Origin of the sequence: Paenarthrobacter sp. CCNWLY172 (genome assembly GCF_037402035.1) — a bacterium.
GTDB lineage: Bacteria > Actinomycetota > Actinomycetes > Actinomycetales > Micrococcaceae > Arthrobacter.
Map to the genome: position 1 here is coordinate 58,176 of NZ_JBBEGB010000017.1, position 18,093 is coordinate 76,268.

The window sequence follows — 18,093 nt, forward strand, 5'->3', positions numbered from 1 at the left end:
CGCAGAAAGCCTTACGCCCCTCCCTGACATGCCGATAGTGCCATCCGTGGGAGAACAGGAAGATCGCGCGGCGGCACGCCAGCGCACTGTGGACGTCTATGACTTCCGCCGACCCACCACCCTGCCCCGCCAACACAGCCGCGTGCTGGAAGTGGCCTTTGAAACCTTCGCGCGCCAGTGGGGGACGCAGCTCACCGCCAAAGTCCGGTTGAAGTCCACCGCCACCTTGGAACAGCTCAGCATGCAGAGCTACGACGAATACTCTGCCTCTCTTCCGTCGGTGACCTCCATGGTGTTGTGCAGGATCGACGGCAGCGAGTCCCGGCTGGTCATCCAGTTCCCCGCGACGGCTGCCTTGTCCTGGCTCAGCCGGATGCTCGGCGGGTCAACAGACACCGCGGCTCCGGAGCGGAAATTCACCCAGATCGAGCACGCACTGATTTCCCGCATGGTGGAGGAAGTGCTGGAGGATCTGCGGTATTCGCTGGGCAACCTCCTGACCCAGGCCGTGGCCATGGACGGTATCCAGTACAACTCCCAGTTCGCGCAAGCCGCTGCGCCGTCTGAACTCATGATCGTGGCCTCCTTCAGCGTCAACGTGGGCGAGACCCAATGCGCTGCCACCCTGGCCATTCCCGCAGACGTCCTGCTGTCTGGGCTCGGCGACGTGAACCCCACCGTCCACAGCGTGGATAACGAGGCCTTGGTCCGGACGCAGCTCGCCCAGGTGCCCGTGGATGTTGCCGTGCAGCTGACCCCCGCACCGGTGACGCCGGCGCAGATCCTGGGCCTCGCCGTCGGCGATGTCTTGCACCTGCCGCACCTGGAAAACCGGCCGTTCGACGTCACCATCAACGGCACCCGCCTGGCCACCGCCGCGGCTGCCCGCCACGGCTCCAGGGCCGCCGCCGTCATCGTCACAACCGAGGAGCACCAGCGATGAGCAACATTTTGACCCTTCAGGCGGCGGCAGCCGAGCGCCTGGCCCTGCATCTGCCGAGTGCTTCCACTCTCCGCGTTGCGGGCATCGTCCCGGCCCAGGACGCAGCAGCCTACGCTTCTCCCGCCGTGACGGCCACGTTTGTGGGTGCCTCGACCACGGACTTCGCTTTGTTGCTGGTGGACCGGTCCTTCCTGGCCGCCGCAGGCGGGTCCGGGCTGCTGGGTGCGGTCTCCGCCATCGATGTCTTGCGTCCCGCCTTGGAACAAGCCGCGTCAGCGTTCGACGCCGGTGTGCTGGGGGAGCTGCGCGAGGAAGACGCCGCCGGGCTGCTGTCCGATCCGGGAACCGCAGTATTCGAGCTCAACGACGGCGGTGCCCCCTTTGGCTGGTTCGCCGTCCGCGTGCGGGACAACGGTGCTGCGCTGAACACGGCCCGCGCCGGCCAGGACAGTGACATGGCTGCGCGTCTGGGCCTCATCAGCAATGTGGAAATGGCGCTGACCGTGGAGATCGGCCGTACACGGATGTCTGTCCGGGATGCCCTGGCACTGGAGCCCGGACGCGTCATTGAACTGGATCGTTCGGCCGGGGCGCCGGCCGATGTGCTGCTGAACGGCCGGCTCATCGCTCACGGCGAGGTAGTGGTGGTGGACCAGGACTACGCCGTCCGCATCACCCGCATCCTGGACGGGGCAGAGGGAACATTCTAGATGGACTCATTCATCCTCGGGCTGCGCGTGCTCGTGGCTCTGGGCGCGGTGCTGGGGCTGATCTGGTTCGTCCAGAAGCGACTCGGCAAGGGCAAAGGCCGCCGACGCGCCGACGCTGCCCTCACGGTGGTCAGCCGACAGGTGGTGGGCCAGAAAGCCTCTGTGGTGGTGGTCGATGCCGGGGACAAGCGCTTCCTGCTCGGCGTAACCGAGCACGCGGTCACTGTGCTGCACAGCAGCGACGCGCCCGTTGTTGTTTCGGAGACTGTCGAGGCAGTAGAGGCTGTGCAGGAACAGCCATCGGCGAGCTTTGCAGAGCTTTTCCGCCAGGCCTCGGGCGAGCCGCTTCCCGAGTTGCGCCGTCGCAGCGAACTCCACCTCCGGAGCCAGCCGCGCCGCCTCCCTGACGGTACCCGCGCTGACGGCACCCGCGACCCCGCGCGCACTGCACCACCGATGCACGGCTCCATCCTGTCCGCGTCCACGTGGCGTCAAGCCTCGGATGCCTTCAGGGGACGCCGCAATTGAACCGATCCGCTGATTTTGCCGTGCCGCGGCTGGTGTCCGTGCTGGCGGTTTTGCTGCTCACGGCAGCCTTAGTGTGGCTTGGCATGGCAGCGGCACACGCGACGCCGATCGACCCCACCCAGCCCACGCCGCCCACCTCGCCGGCGGCGCCGGAATCCGGTGGAAACGTCAGCATCGATATCAATGGTCTGGACGGGACACCCTCCACGGCTGTCGTGACGCTGATCGGGATCACGCTGCTCTCGGTGGCCCCGGCGCTGCTGCTCATGATGACGTCCTTCACCAAGATCTTCGTGGTACTGGCGATGACCCGGAACGCATTGTCCTTGCCCGCGATCCCTCCGAACCAGGTCCTTGCCGGCCTCGCCCTTTTCCTCTCCCTGTTCGTCATGTGGCCGGTGGTTTCGGACATCAACGTTGTTGCCGTGCAGCCGTACCTGAATGGCGGCCTGGACTTCAACGGTGCAATGGCTGCCGGGTGGTCGCCGCTGCAGCACTTCATGCTGGCCCATACGCGTGAAGAGGACATTGCACTGATGACAAGGGCCGCGGACATGGCCAACCCGGCCAACCCCGAATCCGTCCCGTTCCAGACGTTGGTTCCGGCGTTCATGATCTCGGAACTGCGGGCCGCCTTCATCATCGGGTTCGTCATTTTCATCCCCTTCCTGGTGATCGACCTGGTGGTCTCGGCAGCACTGATGTCCATGGGCATGATGATGCTCCCGCCGGTGATGATTTCGCTGCCGTTCAAGATCCTGTTGTTTGTCCTGGTGGACGGTTGGGGACTGGTCATCACGTCCCTGATCCAGAGCTATTCGAGCGGCTGATGGATACCAACGCAGTCCTGGACATCTGCCTCCAGGCCATGATTGTGGCAGCCAAGCTGGCTGCGCCTACCCTCGTCACCGCGCTGGTGGTCGGGCTGGCCATCTCCCTCCTGCAATCCATTACCCAACTCCAGGAAGCCACGCTGTCCTTCGTGCCCAAAGCTGTGGCAGTCGCCATCGCCTTGGTGGTGTGCGGCCACTGGATGATCTCGGAAATGGTCGCGTTCACCAACGAACTGTTCGCCCGCATCCCAGGACTGATCGGCGGAGCGTGAGGTGGACATTCCCCTCGACCAATCGTGGATCCAGGTCATGTTGCTGGCCTCGGTCCGCATGACGGCCTTCCTGATGGTGGCCCCGCCGTTCGCCCATCACGCCATTCCGGCCCGTATCAAGGCCATGCTGGGAATTGGACTGGGGTTGGCAGTCTCCCAGAGGCTGTCCGCTGATGCCGTTCCGAAAGACACCGCCGGCTTCGTCATGGCTGTGGTGCTCGAATTGGTCACAGGGTTGTTCCTCGGCTTCCTGGTGATGGTGATCTTCGCCGCGATCCAGTCCGCGGGCAGCCTGGTGGATCTGTTCAGCGGCTTCCAGATGGCCCAGGCATTCGACCCCCAAATGATGGTCAACGGTGCCCAGTTCACCCGCCTGATGCAAATGGCAGCCCTGGCCCTGCTCTTCGCTTCCGACGGATACCAACTGGTCATCGGCGGCCTTACCGGGAGCTTCAGGGCCTTGCCGCTGGCCGGTGGAATCGACCTCAGCCAGCCTGTCGAAGCCATGATCGGTGCCCTGACAGGAATGTTCCTCGCAGCAGTCCAGATCGCAGGTCCGCTGCTGGTGGTCCTGGTGCTGGCCGACGTCGGGCTCGGGCTCCTGACCCGCGTCGCCCCTGCGCTGAACGCCTTCGCCTTGGGCTTCCCGCTCAAGATCTTCATCACGCTGGCTCTGGCTGGGTTCCTGTTCCTGGCGCTGCCCAGGCTCGTGGCAACCCTCGCCGAGCAGGCGGCCAACACCGTGCTGGGGGTGGGCTAGTGGCGGATTCACAGGAGAAAACCGAACAAGCCACGGACAAGCGGATGCGCGAGGTCCGGGAGAAGGGCCAGCTCTCCAGGTCCCAGGACTTGATGGCCTGGCTGGCAGTGGGGGCTGCCGCTGCGATGCTCCCCGCCACCATCGACCACGCGTCCAACGCGGCAGTGGACCAATTGTTCACCGTGAAGAGTGTCATCGCAGAGCCCGACCCCGCCAAGGCCGTGGCCGCGCTTGAAGCGGGTCTGGGTTCCCTTGCCGGAATCCTGGGGCCGCTACTCCTCGTTGTCACCGTGGTGGTCCTCGCCGGATCCGCGCTTCAGGGTGGCATCCGGTTCAAGAAGTTTCGTGCTGAGTTCGAGCATTTCAACCTGCTCGCGGGCTTCAAGAGGATGTTTGGTGGCCAGGCACTCTGGGGAGGCGCCAAAGCGTTGCTGAAGACCGCCGTCGTGGGTCTTGTCCTGTACACCGTGGTGCAGGGGTTGATGCCCGTGCTCCTGACGGCCGGCGGCCTTCCGGTGGCCGGTGTGCTGGCGGCGGCCGCCGGTGGAGTCGGCGCACTGATCCAGTTTGCGGTAGCGGCCGGTTTGGTGTTGGCCGCGGCCGACATTTTTGTGGTGATGCGGCGCAACCGCAAGAAGACCCGGATGTCCAAGAAGGAAGTCCAGGACGAGAACAAGAACACCGACGGCGACCCCCTCATCAAATCCCAACGCCGCTCGCGCCAGCTCAGCATGAGCCGCAACCGCATGATCGGCGCGATCGGGGACGCCGACGTCGTGCTGGTCAACCCGACGCACGTGGCAGTTGCGTTGAAGTACGACGCCGGCAAATCGGCACCACGCGTCGTGGCCAAGGGATCGGGGCTCATCGCAGCCCGCATCAGGGAAGAAGCCGAAGCGAAGGGTGTGCCGATGGTTCAGGACATCCCCCTCGCCAGGGCGCTCCACTCCGCCTGCGAACTGGGGCAGGAGATCCCGGTGGAGCTGTATCGCTCCGTCGCCGCCGTACTGGCGTTCGTGATGTCGCTGAAGACGCGGGGAACTGCGCGAGGCATACACAGTATGAAAGAGAGTTTCCAGGCATGAAGAACAACAAATTCGCCCGGCTTTCCGTGCCGGTTGGCATCGTAGGTATTGTCCTGCTGCTGGTTGTTCCGCTGCCGGCGCCGCTGCTGGACTTCCTGATCGTGTGCAACATCCTGCTCGCGCTCCTGATCCTGCTGACCAGCATGTTCGTCAAGAAGCCCCTGGATTTCTCGGTCTTCCCATCATTGCTGCTGGTGGCCACGCTCTTCCGGCTTGGGCTCAACGTCGCGTCCACCCGTCTTGTACTGGGTCAGGGCTTTGCAGGGCAGGTCATCGAGGCTTTCGGCAAGGTCACCGTTGGCGGTTCGCTGATCATTGGCGCCGTGGTGTTCCTGATCCTGGTGGTCATCCAGTTCGTGGTGGTTACCAAGGGCGCCGAACGCGTTGCCGAGGTGGGCGCCCGCTTTACCCTGGACGCCATGCCCGGCAAGCAGATGGCCATCGATGCCGACCTCAACGCTGGGCTCATCACGGACGCCGAAGCCCGGAAACGCCGTGCCGAGGTCTCCGCGGAGGCCGACTTCTATGGCGCCATGGACGGTGCCTCGAAGTTCGTGAAGGGCGATGCCATCGCGGGCATCATCATTATCATCATCAACTTTGTGGGCGGCATCGCCATCGGCGTGCTGCAGCGCGGCATGGACGCCGGCGATGCCCTGAACACGTACGGCCTCCTGACCATGGGCGATGGACTGGTGACCCAGATCCCGGCCCTGCTCATGGCTGTGTCCACCGGCATGATCGTCACCCGGTCCAACGCCGAAGAGGACATGGGCCGTACGGCCTCCTCGCAGCTGATGCAGTCGCCCAACGCCCTGCTGATCGCAGGTCTGGCCGCAGGAAGCATGGCGCTCATTCCCGGCATGCCCATCCTTCCGTTCGTCGTGGTGGGAGCGCTGTTGGTCCTCGCTTCGCGGCGGGTAGCCACCCAACAGAAGCTCCAGGCTGAGGCGCAGGCCGCCGAGGCAGTCGCCGCCGGCACTGTGGAAGAAGATCCCAACGAGCGGCTCATGGAAGACATGCGCGTCCATCCCGTGGAGATCCTGCTGGCTCCGGACCTGGTGGACATCGTCTCCGGTGCCTCCGACGACTTGCTGGCACGGGTGCGTTCCCTCCGGCACAAGATCGCCATGGAACTCGGACTCGTGGTTCCGCCGGTCCGCACGCGGGACGCGATGGACCTGCCGCCGTCCACCTATGCCATCCGTATCGCCGGAGTCGAGGCTGGAAGGGGAGTGGCGCCGTCGGGCAAGCTGCTCGCCTTGGGCGACTTCCTGGACGCACTGCCCGGAACGGCAACCGTGGAGCCCGTCTTCGGGTTGTCCGGCAAATGGGTTCCCACGGAGATGCGCCACAGCGCGGAAATGACGGGGGCAACGGTGATAGACCGCGTGTCCGTTCTGGTTACACACCTGTCCTCGATCATCTCGGCCAACGCTGCCCGGCTCCTGACCCGTGAGGGCGTCCGCGTGCTCACCGAAGGGGTCCGTAAGCAGAGCCCGTCCGCCGTGGAGGAGCTCACACCGGGGCTGATGTCCTTGGCCGAAATCCAGCGCGTGCTGCAGGGCCTGCTGGAAGAGCAGGTCCCCATCAACGATCTCCCACGGATCTACGAGGCACTCGCGCTGAGGGCCAAGGTGTCCACCGACCCTGAGTCCCTGGTCGAGTCTGCGCGGCACTCCCTGGGCCCGGTTCTGGCCAACAAGTACCTCGACGGCGCAGTGCTCAACGTGATCATGATTGATCCGTTGCTGGAGCAGTCGATGCTTGAGGACATGCGCCCGGCCGAGGGTGGGACGCAAATAATCATGGGCCAGGCGAAACTCGACGGCGTCCTGACCTCGCTGAAGTCCGCCGTCGACGGAGCGGCCGCGGCCGGCAGGGAAGCAGTCCTGGTGTGCGCACCGGCCTTGCGCCCTGCCATCCGCCGCCTCGTAGCAAGCCCCGACGGCGGTGTCCCCGTCCTCTCGTACCGCGAAGTTACCTCGGCCAACATCCGCATTGAAACAGTAGGGGTGGTCCGCTATGCAGAAGCGCTACAAGCTTAGTGGCGCCTCGCTGGAGGCCATCCGGGAGAAGGCAGTTCAGCAATACGGTCCAGGGGCGAGGATCGTAGCTGCTGAGAAGGTCACCAATCCGGGCATTGTGGGGTTGTTCGCCGCAGCCCGCTTCGAGGCGACAGTGGAGGTTGCGGATGTGCCGGATGCCGCCCCTCCCTGGCCTGTTCATGAGTTGCACGGGCCGGCGATTGCGGCGTTGCTGGAGCGTGCCGACGCCGCCGAACTTGAGCTGCACAAGGCCGCACCCGCTCCCGTGTCCACAGCCTCTCCGGACTTCGCGGGCCTCCTGGAACAGCTCGGCAAGGAACTGCAACCAGCGGCTCCGCCGCGCTTACCCGCTCCGGTGCCCTTGCCGCCGTCGAGCGCTGTTCGCGTACCCCAAGCCATGACGGGCGACGGCAACCTCATCGTCCTCCTGGGCTTGGGCGATGACGCCCTCGGCCCCGCCCTGGAAATGTCCATCGCCGCCGGCGGCTCCGACGTCCGCACGGCCGGGGATCTCAGCGCCTTCGGTCACCGGCACCTCCAAGGACGGCAAAGTGCGACGGCGGCACGCGCCCAGGCGGTCCTGACCGGGCAGACCGTGGTGGCTGCCTTCGGACTGGGGCGCCCGCGCGACGTACCGCCGAAAGCTGCCCACATCGCAAGCCTCGCTGCCGATCAACTGTGGATTGTGGTCGACGCCCGGCGCAAGCCTGAGGACACGAAGGCCTGGGTGCAGGCGTTGCAGGATGTGTTGGCAGGAGAGTCAGCGGCGGTGTCGGGGCTAGTAGTCATCGGTGCCTCGGAAACAGCGAGTCCGGAGACAGTGGACATGCTTGGCATTCCCGTTGGCTGGGTGGACGGCACTCCGGCCACCGCACCGGCCCTAGGAAAGGTACATTGAAGGCATGTTGGTACTGACGCGTAAGCCGGGCGAAAAGATCATGATCGGGGACGACATTGTCATCACCGTCATGGAAGGGCGCGGCGACGGCGTTCGGATCGGAATCGAAGCCCCCCGGGGTGTGTCCATCCAGCGGAGCGAGGTGGTGGCGGCTATTGCTGCGGCGAACCTGGCCGCGACGCAGGCCGGCCCCGAGGCTGAGGAACTCCTGGCGAACCTCCGCCCGCCTGCCCCATCCGGCGAATAGCACCCTCTCTCACCTTCTGCTGTCGCTATTCTGAAGCTGTCAGGCTGAACTCGAAGGGATTCGAGCCCATTATTGGGGTGTCGGCACCCGACTGCTTGTCGCGGGCTTAGCCCAGGTCTCGGGCAAGGGGCCCACTGCAGCGATCCTTGGCGCATCAATTTCGACTGTTCAGGAGAAGCAACTCACACGCGAACTCGGCATGGCCAACGTGGGCATGGGGCTCTCAGGCCTTCTCGCGCTGGTGCCGGGGTGGGCGCTTCCCGCGGGATTCGCTGGCGGTGTCTTCCTTCTCGTCGCCGGCATCATGCACGTACCGAAGAAGAATAAGAACGCCAAGGAGGCGCTGGCCACCTGGACTGACCTGATCGTTGGAGTCACGGTGATGGTGCTCGCCGCCTATGGACTGTACCGTGCCGTTGCCGGCTGAAGGGGCGTGGGATGTGAGAGAGGGCGTTCGGGAAGCTAGCCCAGGCCCAGGAAGTCCCGGAGCAATGGCAGCGTGGCACCCCGGACAGCCGTGATGGCGCGTTGGACGTTGGCATCCCGGGCCAGGAGCGCAAGATCGTCCGTGTCACCGGCCAGGTCAGCAATACCGGGCTGCGGGAGTGGCGCAGGGGCCTGTGAGTCCTCCAACAGCGTGACGTTGGCGGCAACGGCGTCGTCAATTCCAGCCAGAAGTTCAGCCAACCCGCGGCGGTGATCCTCAAGAAGTTCAGGCCAGATTCCCGGCGGTGCGATCGAAATGAGGGCCGGAAGCGTCAAATGGTCCGGCGCTTTCCATTCGGCGGCCAGCGCGGACGCCTCAACACCGCGTGCGAGTGATTCGAATCGGAGATTTTCGAGGACTTTTTCAAGTTCGGCCGCGGTGAAGTTCAGCCGGTGCCAGTTGCCTGCCCGGAGATGCAGGAGCTGCGTTTCGAGCAGGAAAAGCAAGAAATCAAGTTGCCTCCGCTCGCGCCACAGCGTTGCCGATAGCTCGTCCGCCCCCACGGTTCCCCAATTCATTTTATTGCCCGCCAAAATCACGATTTGGCAGGGTTTGTGTTTACTTCTGTTGAGCGTACACGCAGAGTCGTTTTCAGGTGGTATGTTCACTGAACACGTACCTGAACGAAGTCCCGAAACGCCGCTGTGATTGGTCTCTAGGCGGCCTTGCGGGACTCAGCATTTCAGGTTCTTGCAACTCAGTAATCCGGTCTCATGGGGGGACTCACTTTTGAATCGCGAACAGCGCAACGAGCTGGTGTTGCAGCACCTTCCGCTCGTTGGTTACTTGGTCTCTGACCTTTGCGCGCGTGCCACGCATTTATCGCGCGACGATTTTGCTTCTGTTGGTTCCATGGCGCTCATTACGTCGGCGGACTCCTTTGATCCTGACCTCGGCGTTCCCTTCGGCGCATTTGCCCGCCGCAGGATCGTGGGCGCGTTCGCGGACGAGATGCGGGCCGGCGATTGGGCCACACGCTCAGCCCGCAAGCGGATCAAGGAAACCACGGCCATCCAGGAGACGCTGACGGGAGTCCTGGGACGGAGCCCCAGTGTTGCCGAGATGGCGTCCGCGCTCGGTGTGGAACGCAGCCACGTTGAGGCTGCGTTAGCCGATGCCTCGCGAACCCTCACCTCCCTCGACGAAGTCGTCGCGGATACTGTGGCCTCTCCTGCCGAATCTCCGGAGCACTCGGTCCTGGCCGATGAGCGCATCAAGTACCTTCGGGCCGCCGTCGATGCCTTGCCGGAAAAGATGCGCTTCGTGATCCAGGAAATCTACCTGGCAGGGCGTTCCGTAAAGGAGCTTGCCGAGGAGCTGGGCTCAACCCACGCCGCCGTATCGCAGCAGCGGGCCGAGGGTATCCGTCTCATGCGCGACGGTTTGGCCGCCCATTACGCGGACAGCCCGGATCAAGCCTTTGAACCTGAATCCCGCATCACGGCGCGGCGCCGCAACGACTACTTGTCGGCGCTGGCCACCGCAACCACCGGCGGTATCACCCGCGGCCTGGGCCTGGGGTCCTCACTCAACAGCGCTGTTTAGGTAGCCACCACGTAAAAGAGGCCGGGCCGCTGAGCGACCCGGCCTTCCGTTCTTGACACGAGGACTAGTGCGATTACTGCGCCTTCGGCACACGCCGGAGGACGACGGCGGCGAGCACTGCCGCGCCGGCCATCAGGACCAGCCCAATCGCCGCAGTGATGTGGACGCCGGACTCGAAAGCTGTCCGGGCGGCGACTGTCAACGCTTCCGACAATGGCGCCGGGAGTGCGGCTGCCGCATCAACAGCACCGGCGAGGGTTTCCCCTGACTTCCCGGCGGCTTGTGAGGAGACGCCGTCCGGAATGATGAGGTTGTGCTGGTAGGAAGCCGTGAGGATCGAGCCGAGCACGGCCGTCCCCAAGAGCGAACCCAACTCGTAGCCGGTCTCGGAAATGGCTGAGGCGGCGCCGGACTTGTCGGCAGGTACTGAGGCCAGGATGAGGTCGTTGGAGATGGTCTCCGCAGCACCCACGCCCACGGCGAGAACGGTCAGGGCTGACAGCAGGAATATCGGGCCGCTGCCGTGGTCGCCCACCACCACAATCAAGTAACCGATGGCGCTGAGCGTCAGACCAGCAGCGACAACGAAGCCGGGCCGGACACGCTTGACCAGCGGCACCACCAGCAGGCCTGCGATGACTGTTGCCAGGAGGGCAGGAATCATGGCGATGCCTGCCTCCATGGGGGACTGTCCCTCAACCAGCTGCAGGTGCTGGGCGAAGAAGTAGATGAAGCCCGTCATGGAGAACAAGGACAGCACGTTTGCCACGATTGCCGTGCTGAACACCTTGTTCTTGAACAAAGCGACGTCCAGCATGGGGTTTTCGATCCGCTGCTGGCGGCGAACGAACAGGATGCCCATCACCAGGCCGAAGCCCATGAAAGCTGCAGCCGACGCTCCGAAGCCGTGAACTGCGAATTCCTTGATGCCGTAGACGAACGGGGCCATGGTGACCACGGACAGGACAATGCTGTTCACGTCCACGCGGCCAGGATTGGCGTCCTTGGACTCGGGAATCAGGACCCGGCCGAAGGCCAGAAGCGGCAGGAGCAGGAACGCTGCCACAAGGAAGACGGCACCCCACCAGAAGTGCTCCACCAGCCAGCCGCCGAAGATCGGGCCGAGCGCCGCACCACCGGAGAAGCCGGCAGCCCACACAGCGATCGCGAGCCGCCGGCGGTTGGGATCGGTGAAGATGTTCCGGATCAGGGACAGCGTTGAGGGCATCAGCATGGCGCCGAAGACACCAAGGCCCGCGCGTCCGGCAATGAGCCATTCAGCGGAAGGCGCGAATGCCGTAGCAGCCGAAACCGCTGCGAAGCCGGTGCTGCCGATCAGCAGCAGCCGCCGTCGTCCGATTCTGTCGCCGAGGTTGCCCATGGAGACGAGCAGTGCGGCGAGGACCAGGGGATAGGCGTCAACAATCCACAGCAGCTGAACGCCGCCCACTTCCAGGGATCGGGCGATCTCGGGCAGGGCGAAGGTGAGCGCGGTGTTGTCGACGGCCACCAGCAGCACCGGGAACATCAGGAGTGCCAGTGCCGTCCAATCGCGCCACGGTGCTGCCTGGCCCATATCGGGACGAGCGGAACGGGGTGCTTGGGTTGAGGACGGCGAGTACATGTCATTTACTATACCGTCCAGACGGTATAGTTTCAAATACAACCCGGCGAGCCTTTAGGGAATGATGGACACATGCCACGAAAACCAGTTGCCCGGGACGCCGTCCTGGATGCTTTCGAAGCCCTCCTCATCGAGGTGGGGGAGCGAGCTGCCACGCTCGACGCCGTTGCCAAGCGCGCAGGGGTGTCCAAAGGTGGGCTGCTCTACCACTTCCCCAATAAGGAAGCACTGATCACGGCCCTGCTTGAACGGCTGGATCTCTTGGCCGACGAGGACACGGAGCTGATGAAGGCGTCGCCCGATGGTTCCGCCGCCTACTTCATTCGCTCCTCGCTCTGGGCGGACACGCCGATGGACCGGGCTTTTGTTGCAGTCACCAGATTGGCTGAAGTGGCCCACGAGGAAACGCGTCGCAGATTCGCCGCCATTCAACAGCGGTGGCTGGACGTGCTCGCCGAGGACGTCGGCCCAGAGGTTGCCAAGGCAGTCAGTTACATGGGTGACGGGCTCTATTTCAACGCGATGTTCGAGGGCGGGCAAGAGGGCGGCAATGTCGGGCGGGAGGCCGACGTCGAAATCCTGCTTGGAGTCCTTGAGCGGCTGAGGAAGTAACGGGCAGTCCATTTGCGGCGGCGACCGTGACGTAGGACAATTAACCCCTGTGGCCTCCCCTGATCGGGGTCATACATAACTGAAAATGCCTTTGATCTGCGGCGGGAGAGTCCTGCAAGCATGTGATGCAGGCGCCGTAGGAGCAAACCCTCCCCAGGAATCTCTCAGGCCCACGCACCGCCGCGGCGAGGCAACTCTGGAAAGCAGCAGGCATTCTGCCCACCTCAAGGGTGAAAGAGTGCTGTGCTCACCGACGGTGCAAGCGATGGTTGTTCACGCAACGCGCGGAAACTCTCAGGTCCAATACAGAGCGGGGAGGAACCCAGCCGCTGTGGCGTACCCAAACGCCGCCCAAGTAATGGAGTTCCTTCGTGACGGTTAGTTCTGCCTCCACCACCTTCGTTGATCGGCATATTGGCGCCCGCCGCCAAGCCGACATTGAGACCATGCTCAAGTCCGTCGGCTACGACACCGTTGATTCGCTGGTGGACACCGCCGTCCCGAACGACATCCGCCAGGACGTCGCCCTCACCCTGCAGAACGCTTTGAGCGAAGTTGAGGTTCTGGCCGAGCTCCGCAAGCTTGCGTCCAAGAACAAGACCGCTGTCCAGATGATCGGCCAGGGCTACTTCGATACCGTGACGCCGCCGGTGATCCGCCGTAACATCCTTGAGTCCCCGGCCTGGTACACCGCCTATACCCCGTACCAGCCGGAAATCTCCCAAGGCCGTCTCGAGGCTCTCCTGAACTTCCAGACCATGGTCCAGGATCTGGTTGGCCTCCCGATCGCCAACGCCTCCCTGCTGGACGAAGCCACGGCCGTGGCCGAGGCCGTCCTGATGATGCGCAGGGCCAATAAGAACGCAGGTGCACGGGATGGCAAGACCGTCCTCGACGCAGACTGCCTCCCGCAGACCATCGCCATTGTGAAGGGCCGCGCTGAGGCCCTCGGCTTTGAGGTCGAGGTTGCTGACCTCTCGCTCGGTCTCCCGGAAGGTGACATCAACGGAGTCGTCCTCCAGCAGCCCGGTGTTTCCGGCCGCGTCTTCGATCACTCAGCTGTGATCGCCGAGGCCAAGGAGCGTGGCGCGCTGGTGACGGTCGCTGCCGACCTCCTGTCCCTCACTCTCATCACCCCTCCGGGCGAGCAGGGCGCGGACATCGCCGTTGGATCCGCGCAGCGCCTGGGTGTTCCGCTGTTCTTCGGCGGCCCGCACGCCGCCTACATGGCGGTCCAAAAGGGCCTGGAGCGTTCCATGCCGGGCCGTCTGGTGGGCGTTTCCAAGGACGATGCCGGTGTCCCCGCCTACCGCTTGGCGCTGCAGACCCGCGAGCAGCACATCCGCCGCGAGAAGGCCACGTCCAACATCTGTACCGCACAGGCATTGCTGGCCATCGTGGCCTCGATGTACGCCGTTTACCACGGCCCCGAGGGCCTCAAGGCGATCGCTGAAACCGCGCACGGCCACGCCCGCACCCTGGCAGCGTCACTGAAGGCTGCCGGCGTCGAGGTCTTGCACGGATCCTTCTTCGACACCATCACCGTCCGCGTTCCCGGCAAGGCAGGCGAGATCGTCGCCGCCGCCGAGGCCAAGGGCATCAACCTGCGCGGCGTCGACGCTGACACGGTTGGCATCTCTGTTGATGAAACCACTACGTCCGAGATTGTCGGCGGTCTCCTTGATGTCTTCGGAGCTTCGGTTTCCGAAGCCGCTGAAGGCTTCGCTCTTGAGGCTTCCGTGGAGCGCACCAGCGACTTCATGCAGCACCCGGTATTCAATACGCATCGTTCCGAGACGCAGCTGTTGCGCTATATCCGCAAGCTCTCGGACCGCGACCTCGCGCTGGACCGCACCATGATCCCGCTGGGTTCCTGCACCATGAAGCTCAACGCCACCGCTGAAATGGAAGCCATTTCCTGGCCGGAGTTTGCCTCCATCCACCCGTTCGCTCCGGATTCCCAGACCGAGGGCTGGCGTGAACTCATCACCGACCTCGAGGCGCAGCTGACCGAGATCACCGGATATGACCAGGTCTCCATTCAGCCGAACGCCGGTTCCCAGGGTGAACTGGCAGGTCTGCTGGCGATCCGCGGCTACCACCTGTCCCGCGGCGACGAGCAGCGCAATGTTTGCCTCATCCCCGCTTCTGCCCACGGCACCAACGCTGCCTCTGCAGTGCTGGCCGGCATGAAGGTGGTAGTTGTTGCTACGGCGCCTGACGGCACCATCGACCACGTTGACCTCAAGAAAAAGATCGAAGCGCACCGGGATGCCCTCTCGGCCATCATGATCACCTACCCCTCCACGCACGGCGTGTACGACGCCGACGTCCGCGAGGTCTGCGACGCCATCCACGAGGCCGGCGGCCAGGTCTACATTGATGGCGCAAACCTCAACGCACTCGTTGGCCTTGCACAGCCGGGCAAGTTCGGCGGCGACGTGTCCCACCTGAACCTGCACAAGACCTTCTGCATCCCGCACGGCGGCGGCGGACCGGGCGTGGGCCCGGTTGCTGCCAAGGCACACCTCGCACCGTTCATGCCAGGCGATGCAGCCTCCTGGACCGAGGGCAACGACGTCCCGATCTCCGCATCCCGCTTCGGTTCCGCCGGAGTCCTGCCGATTTCCTGGGCCTACGTGAAGCTCATGGGTGGCCAGGGACTGACGGAAGCAACCAAGTCGGCCCTGCTCGCTGCAAACTACATCGCATCCCGTCTCAACGACCACTTCCCGGTGCTTTACACCGGCGAAGGCGGACTCGTGGCCCACGAGTGCATCCTGGACCTTCGTGAACTGACGGCCAAGACCGGCGTCACCGCTGAGGACGTGGCCAAGCGCCTGATCGACTTCGGCTTCCACGCCCCCACCCTGGCGTTCCCGGTTGCCGGCACGTTGATGGTGGAGCCGACGGAGTCCGAGGACCTCGTGGAGATCGACCGCTTCATCGAAGCCATGATCACCATCCGCAAGGAAATCGACCAGGTTGCCCACGGCGAATTCACGGTAGAGAACTCGCCGCTGCGCAAGGCACCCCACACGGCTGCCGCCGTCGTAAGTTCTGATTGGGACCGGGCGTACCCGCGCGAGCAGGCCGCCTTCCCGGTCCACCACCTCAAGCAGGACAAGTACTTCCCGCCCGTCGGCCGCATCGACGGCGCAGCCGGTGACCGCAACCTGGTCTGCTCGTGCCCGCCGATCGAAGATTTTGAGAACTAAGGACTGACTCCATGTCTGAGAACTACACCGCGCTCTACGAAGAGCACAAGAAGCTCGGCGCGTCCTTCACCGACTTCGGTGGCTGGCAGATGCCGCTGAAGTACTCGTCCGAGTTGGCCGAGCACCACGCCGTCCGCAAGTCCGCGGGCTTGTTCGACCTCTCCCACATGGGTGAAGTCTGGGTCACCGGTCCAGAGGCCGCAGCGTTCCTTGACTACGCGCTGGTGGGGAAGATCTCCGCCATGGCTGTGGGCAAGGCCAAATACTCGCTGATCTGCCAGGAAGACGGCGGCATCATCGATGACCTCATCACGTACCGGCGGGGTGACCAGAAGTTCCTGGTGGTTCCGAACGCCGGCAATGCTGCGGTTGTTGCTTCAGCACTGCTGGAACGCGCCGCCGGGTTCGACGTCGTTGTTGAAGACGCTTCCGCTGAGACCTCGTTGATTGCTGTTCAGGGGCCGCTGGCCGAAGCGATCCTCCTCCGCCTTGTGCCGGCTGAACAGCACGCACTGGTCACTGAACTGAAGTACTACGCGGCGGTTGATGTCCCGTTCACGGTCGACGGCGGCACTCAGGAACTCCTGCTGGCCCGCACCGGCTACACCGGCGAAGACGGTTTTGAGATCTTCGTTGCCAACGACTCCGCAGCCGCCCTCTGGCAGGCCATCGCCGACGCCGCTGAAGAAGGCGAACTTACCCCGGCAGGCCTCGCTTCCCGCGATTCCCTCCGCCTCGAAGCCGGCATGCCCCTCTACGGCAACGAGCTCTCCCGTGAAGGCAACCCCTTCGCAGCAGGGCTCGGGCCCGTGGTGGCTCTGTCCAAGGAAGGCGACTTCGTTGGCAAGGACGCACTCGCGGCGTTGAAGGCCGACGGTGCCGGCTCCACCAGCGGGCGCAAGCTCGTTGGCCTCAAGGGCCTGGGGCGTCGCGCCGGACGCGGACACTACCCGGTCCTCAAGGACGGCGCAGTGGTTGGCGAAGTCACGTCCGGCCAGCCGAGCCCGACGCTCGGTTACCCGGTAGCGTTGGCCTATGTCGACGTCGAGCATTCGGAGCTTGGTACCGCCCTGGACATTGACCTGCGCGGTAAGAGCGAGCCGTTCGAAGTCGTCGCACTGCCGTTCTACAAGCGCCAAAAGTAAGCCGGGTCTGCCTGCCAGCCCTTCGTGAACCGCTAAGGTGCTGGGGGCCACCTGCCGAAGGTATTCGGGGCCTTATCTCCGACCCATCCGTAGTTTTGACCAACCATAGTAAGGAAACAGAATGCCCAAAGTAGCGCCCGAACTTCAGTACTCCGACGAGCACGAGTGGGTCTCCCGCGGCGAAGGAAACCTCGTGTCCGTTGGCATCTCCGAGGTTGCCACCGACGCACTGGGTGACATTGTGTATGTTGACCTCCCCGAGGTTGGTTCTTCCGTGACCGCCGGCGAGACCTGCGGCGAAGTTGAGTCCACCAAGTCCGTCTCGGACCTGTACTCGCCCGTTACCGGTGAGGTCACCGAGATCAACGACGCTGTTGTCGGCGACCCCGCCCTGATCAACAATGACCCCTATGGTGCCGGTTGGCTCTTCAAGGTCGCTGCTGAGTCCGACGGCCCGCTGCTCTCGGCCGAGGAATACGCCTCCAAGAATGGCGGAGACCTCTCCTAGGTTCCTCCAACCGGGGAATGCCGCCCGTTCCAGGGGGCAACCCAGGCACGCATCCAGTGGCGTAGCGTGGGACTGTAGTAACTGAATAATTCGCGACGCCGGGTTGCCGCCTTTGGGGGGCCATCCGGCGTCGTGCTTCGGTCGATCTCCGCCACAAGCGGGGGAGGCCATCCGGCAGGACCATCTGCCGGACCGTTTCAAACTGTATTAAGGAATCCCGACCATGGCTGTTGGTGTTTTCGATCTTTTTTCCGTGGGTATTGGCCCGTCGAGTTCCCATACTGTGGGACCGATGCGCGCTGCTGCTGTGTTCGCCGGTGAGCTGAAGGACGCTGGTGTCCTGAGCTCGGTGGCCTCGTTGCGGGTTGATCTGTACGGCTCGTTGGCTGCGACGGGACGTGGCCACGGGACCATGACTGCCACACTGTTGGGCTTGGAGGGGTACCACCCCGAGCTCATTCTGCCTGACGAGGTGGAAGCGCGGTTGGCCGCTATCGCGGAGACGGGGAAGCTCAACCTGGCCGGTGCGTCCGGTGAAGGTGTGGAGCTGCCGTATGCGGTGGAGGATATGGTGTTGCATCCGTTGACGGTGTTGCCGCGGCATACGAACGGGATGAAGTTCGCCGTGGC

The 18,093-nt window shown here is 64.1% G+C and carries 19 protein-coding genes and 1 riboswitch; of the genes, 17 read left to right on the plus strand and 2 right to left on the minus strand.

The genetic code is table 11. The features are described 5' to 3' along the window. Nucleotides 1-46 precede the first annotated feature (46 nt). The 11 genes from WBN73_RS19865 to WBN73_RS19915 all read left to right on the plus strand — a co-directional run bounded on the left by WBN73_RS19865 (nt 47) and on the right by WBN73_RS19915 (nt 8,751). The gene (locus tag WBN73_RS19865) at nt 47-943 is read left to right on the plus strand and encodes a flagellar motor switch protein FliM (protein ID WP_242703537.1); all 897 of its coding nucleotides are present in this window, start codon (nt 47-49) and stop codon (nt 941-943) included. After that, nucleotides 940-1,653: a flagellar motor switch protein FliN gene (fliN, locus tag WBN73_RS19870; protein ID WP_207596529.1), complete on the plus strand. Its 714-nt coding sequence runs from the start codon at nt 940-942 to the stop codon at nt 1,651-1,653. The genes WBN73_RS19865 and fliN overlap by 4 nt, the downstream gene beginning before the upstream one ends. Then, on the plus strand, nt 1,654-2,181 hold the full coding sequence (gene fliO / locus WBN73_RS19875) for a flagellar biosynthetic protein FliO (RefSeq protein WP_207596531.1): 528 nt from the start codon (nt 1,654-1,656) through the stop codon (nt 2,179-2,181). It abuts the gene before it with no gap. An 83-nt stretch (nt 2,182-2,264) separates the two neighbouring features. After that, nucleotides 2,265-3,011, plus strand: a complete 747-nt coding sequence (gene fliP, locus WBN73_RS19880; protein WP_207597487.1) for a flagellar type III secretion system pore protein FliP — start codon at nt 2,265-2,267, stop codon at nt 3,009-3,011. Then, on the plus strand, nt 3,011-3,286 hold the full coding sequence (gene fliQ, locus WBN73_RS19885; protein ID WP_159708780.1) for a flagellar biosynthesis protein FliQ: 276 nt from the start codon (nt 3,011-3,013) through the stop codon (nt 3,284-3,286). The genes fliP and fliQ overlap by 1 nt, the downstream gene beginning before the upstream one ends. A 1-nt stretch (nt 3,287) precedes the next feature. Beyond that, nucleotides 3,288-4,046 (plus strand): flagellar biosynthetic protein FliR, encoded by a 759-nt coding sequence (locus WBN73_RS19890; protein ID WP_207596533.1) that lies wholly within the window; start codon nt 3,288-3,290, stop codon nt 4,044-4,046. Next, complete coding sequence (locus WBN73_RS19895) at nt 4,046-5,131, plus strand: EscU/YscU/HrcU family type III secretion system export apparatus switch protein (protein WP_337341094.1); 1,086 nt, start codon at nt 4,046-4,048, stop codon at nt 5,129-5,131. Before WBN73_RS19890 ends, WBN73_RS19895 begins: the two co-directional genes overlap by 1 nt. Next, on the plus strand, nt 5,128-7,179 hold the full coding sequence (locus WBN73_RS19900) for a flagellar biosynthesis protein FlhA (protein WP_207596535.1): 2,052 nt from the start codon (nt 5,128-5,130) through the stop codon (nt 7,177-7,179). Before WBN73_RS19895 ends, WBN73_RS19900 begins: the two co-directional genes overlap by 4 nt. Continuing rightward, nucleotides 7,157-8,077 carry a hypothetical protein gene (locus tag WBN73_RS19905; protein ID WP_337341095.1) on the plus strand — a complete coding sequence of 307 codons (921 nt, stop codon included), beginning with the start codon at nt 7,157-7,159 and terminating at the stop codon, nt 8,075-8,077. Before WBN73_RS19900 ends, WBN73_RS19905 begins: the two co-directional genes overlap by 23 nt. Before the next feature lie 4 nt (nt 8,078-8,081). Further along, complete coding sequence (csrA, locus tag WBN73_RS19910; protein WP_207596537.1) at nt 8,082-8,324, plus strand: carbon storage regulator CsrA; 243 nt, start codon at nt 8,082-8,084, stop codon at nt 8,322-8,324. Nucleotides 8,325-8,523: 199 nt separating this feature from the next. After that, nucleotides 8,524-8,751, plus strand: a complete 228-nt coding sequence (locus tag WBN73_RS19915) for a hypothetical protein (protein WP_207596538.1) — start codon at nt 8,524-8,526, stop codon at nt 8,749-8,751. Nucleotides 8,752-8,786: 35 nt separating this feature from the next. On the opposite strand, the gene flgN is transcribed toward WBN73_RS19915, so the two are convergent. Further along, entirely contained in the window at nt 8,787-9,329 is a 543-nt protein-coding gene (gene flgN / locus WBN73_RS19920) for a flagellar export chaperone FlgN (protein WP_337341096.1), read from the minus strand. A 211-nt stretch (nt 9,330-9,540) separates the two neighbouring features. Here flgN and WBN73_RS19925 point away from each other — a divergent pair, with 211 nt between their 5' ends. Further along, nucleotides 9,541-10,356: a sigma-70 family RNA polymerase sigma factor gene (locus WBN73_RS19925; RefSeq protein ID WP_207596540.1), complete on the plus strand. Its 816-nt coding sequence runs from the start codon at nt 9,541-9,543 to the stop codon at nt 10,354-10,356. Nucleotides 10,357-10,429: 73 nt separating this feature from the next. Here WBN73_RS19925 and WBN73_RS19930 read toward each other — a convergent pair whose 3' ends face one another. After that, entirely contained in the window at nt 10,430-11,980 is a 1,551-nt protein-coding gene (locus tag WBN73_RS19930) for an MFS transporter (RefSeq protein WP_337341097.1), read from the minus strand. A 72-nt stretch (nt 11,981-12,052) separates the two neighbouring features. Between WBN73_RS19930 and WBN73_RS19935 the strand changes: the two genes are divergently transcribed. The 5 genes from WBN73_RS19935 to WBN73_RS19955 form a co-directional block, all read left to right on the plus strand. Beyond that, the gene (locus WBN73_RS19935) at nt 12,053-12,592 is read left to right on the plus strand and encodes a TetR/AcrR family transcriptional regulator (protein ID WP_207596542.1); all 540 of its coding nucleotides are present in this window, start codon (nt 12,053-12,055) and stop codon (nt 12,590-12,592) included. 92 nt (nt 12,593-12,684) lie between these two features. Next, a riboswitch (glycine riboswitch) is annotated at nt 12,685-12,782 on the plus strand. 181 nt (nt 12,783-12,963) lie between these two features. After that, nucleotides 12,964-15,810 (plus strand): aminomethyl-transferring glycine dehydrogenase, encoded by a 2,847-nt coding sequence (gene gcvP / locus WBN73_RS19940; protein ID WP_337341098.1) that lies wholly within the window; start codon nt 12,964-12,966, stop codon nt 15,808-15,810. A gap of 11 nt (nt 15,811-15,821) precedes the next feature. After that, nucleotides 15,822-16,955: a glycine cleavage system aminomethyltransferase GcvT gene (gcvT, locus tag WBN73_RS19945; protein WP_280627046.1), complete on the plus strand. Its 1,134-nt coding sequence runs from the start codon at nt 15,822-15,824 to the stop codon at nt 16,953-16,955. A 121-nt stretch (nt 16,956-17,076) separates the two neighbouring features. Beyond that, the gene (gene gcvH / locus WBN73_RS19950) at nt 17,077-17,463 is read left to right on the plus strand and encodes a glycine cleavage system protein GcvH (RefSeq protein WP_280627048.1); all 387 of its coding nucleotides are present in this window, start codon (nt 17,077-17,079) and stop codon (nt 17,461-17,463) included. Between the two features lie 223 nt (nt 17,464-17,686). Then, the coding region (locus WBN73_RS19955) for a serine dehydratase beta chain (protein WP_337341099.1) at nt 17,687-18,093 on the plus strand (407 nt) is incomplete at its 3' end.

Coding starts and splice junctions, on each gene's coding strand:
- fliN (WP_207596529.1), top strand. CDS start 940: ATGAGCAACATTTTGACCCTTCAGGCGGCGGCAGCCGAGCGCCTGGCC.
- fliO (WP_207596531.1), top strand. CDS start 1,654: ATGGACTCATTCATCCTCGGGCTGCGCGTGCTCGTGGCTCTGGGCGCG.
- fliP (WP_207597487.1), top strand. CDS start 2,265: ATGGCAGCGGCACACGCGACGCCGATCGACCCCACCCAGCCCACGCCG.
- fliQ (WP_159708780.1), top strand. CDS start 3,011: ATGGATACCAACGCAGTCCTGGACATCTGCCTCCAGGCCATGATTGTG.
- WBN73_RS19900 (WP_207596535.1), top strand. CDS start 5,128: ATGAAGAACAACAAATTCGCCCGGCTTTCCGTGCCGGTTGGCATCGTA.
- WBN73_RS19905 (WP_337341095.1), top strand. CDS start 7,157: ATGCAGAAGCGCTACAAGCTTAGTGGCGCCTCGCTGGAGGCCATCCGG.
- csrA (WP_207596537.1), top strand. CDS start 8,082: ATGTTGGTACTGACGCGTAAGCCGGGCGAAAAGATCATGATCGGGGAC.
- WBN73_RS19915 (WP_207596538.1), top strand. CDS start 8,524: ATGGCCAACGTGGGCATGGGGCTCTCAGGCCTTCTCGCGCTGGTGCCG.
- flgN (WP_337341096.1), bottom strand. CDS start 9,329: ATGAATTGGGGAACCGTGGGGGCGGACGAGCTATCGGCAACGCTGTGG.
- WBN73_RS19930 (WP_337341097.1), bottom strand. CDS start 11,980: ATGTACTCGCCGTCCTCAACCCAAGCACCCCGTTCCGCTCGTCCCGAT.
- WBN73_RS19935 (WP_207596542.1), top strand. CDS start 12,053: ATGCCACGAAAACCAGTTGCCCGGGACGCCGTCCTGGATGCTTTCGAA.
- gcvT (WP_280627046.1), top strand. CDS start 15,822: ATGTCTGAGAACTACACCGCGCTCTACGAAGAGCACAAGAAGCTCGGC.
- gcvH (WP_280627048.1), top strand. CDS start 17,077: ATGCCCAAAGTAGCGCCCGAACTTCAGTACTCCGACGAGCACGAGTGG.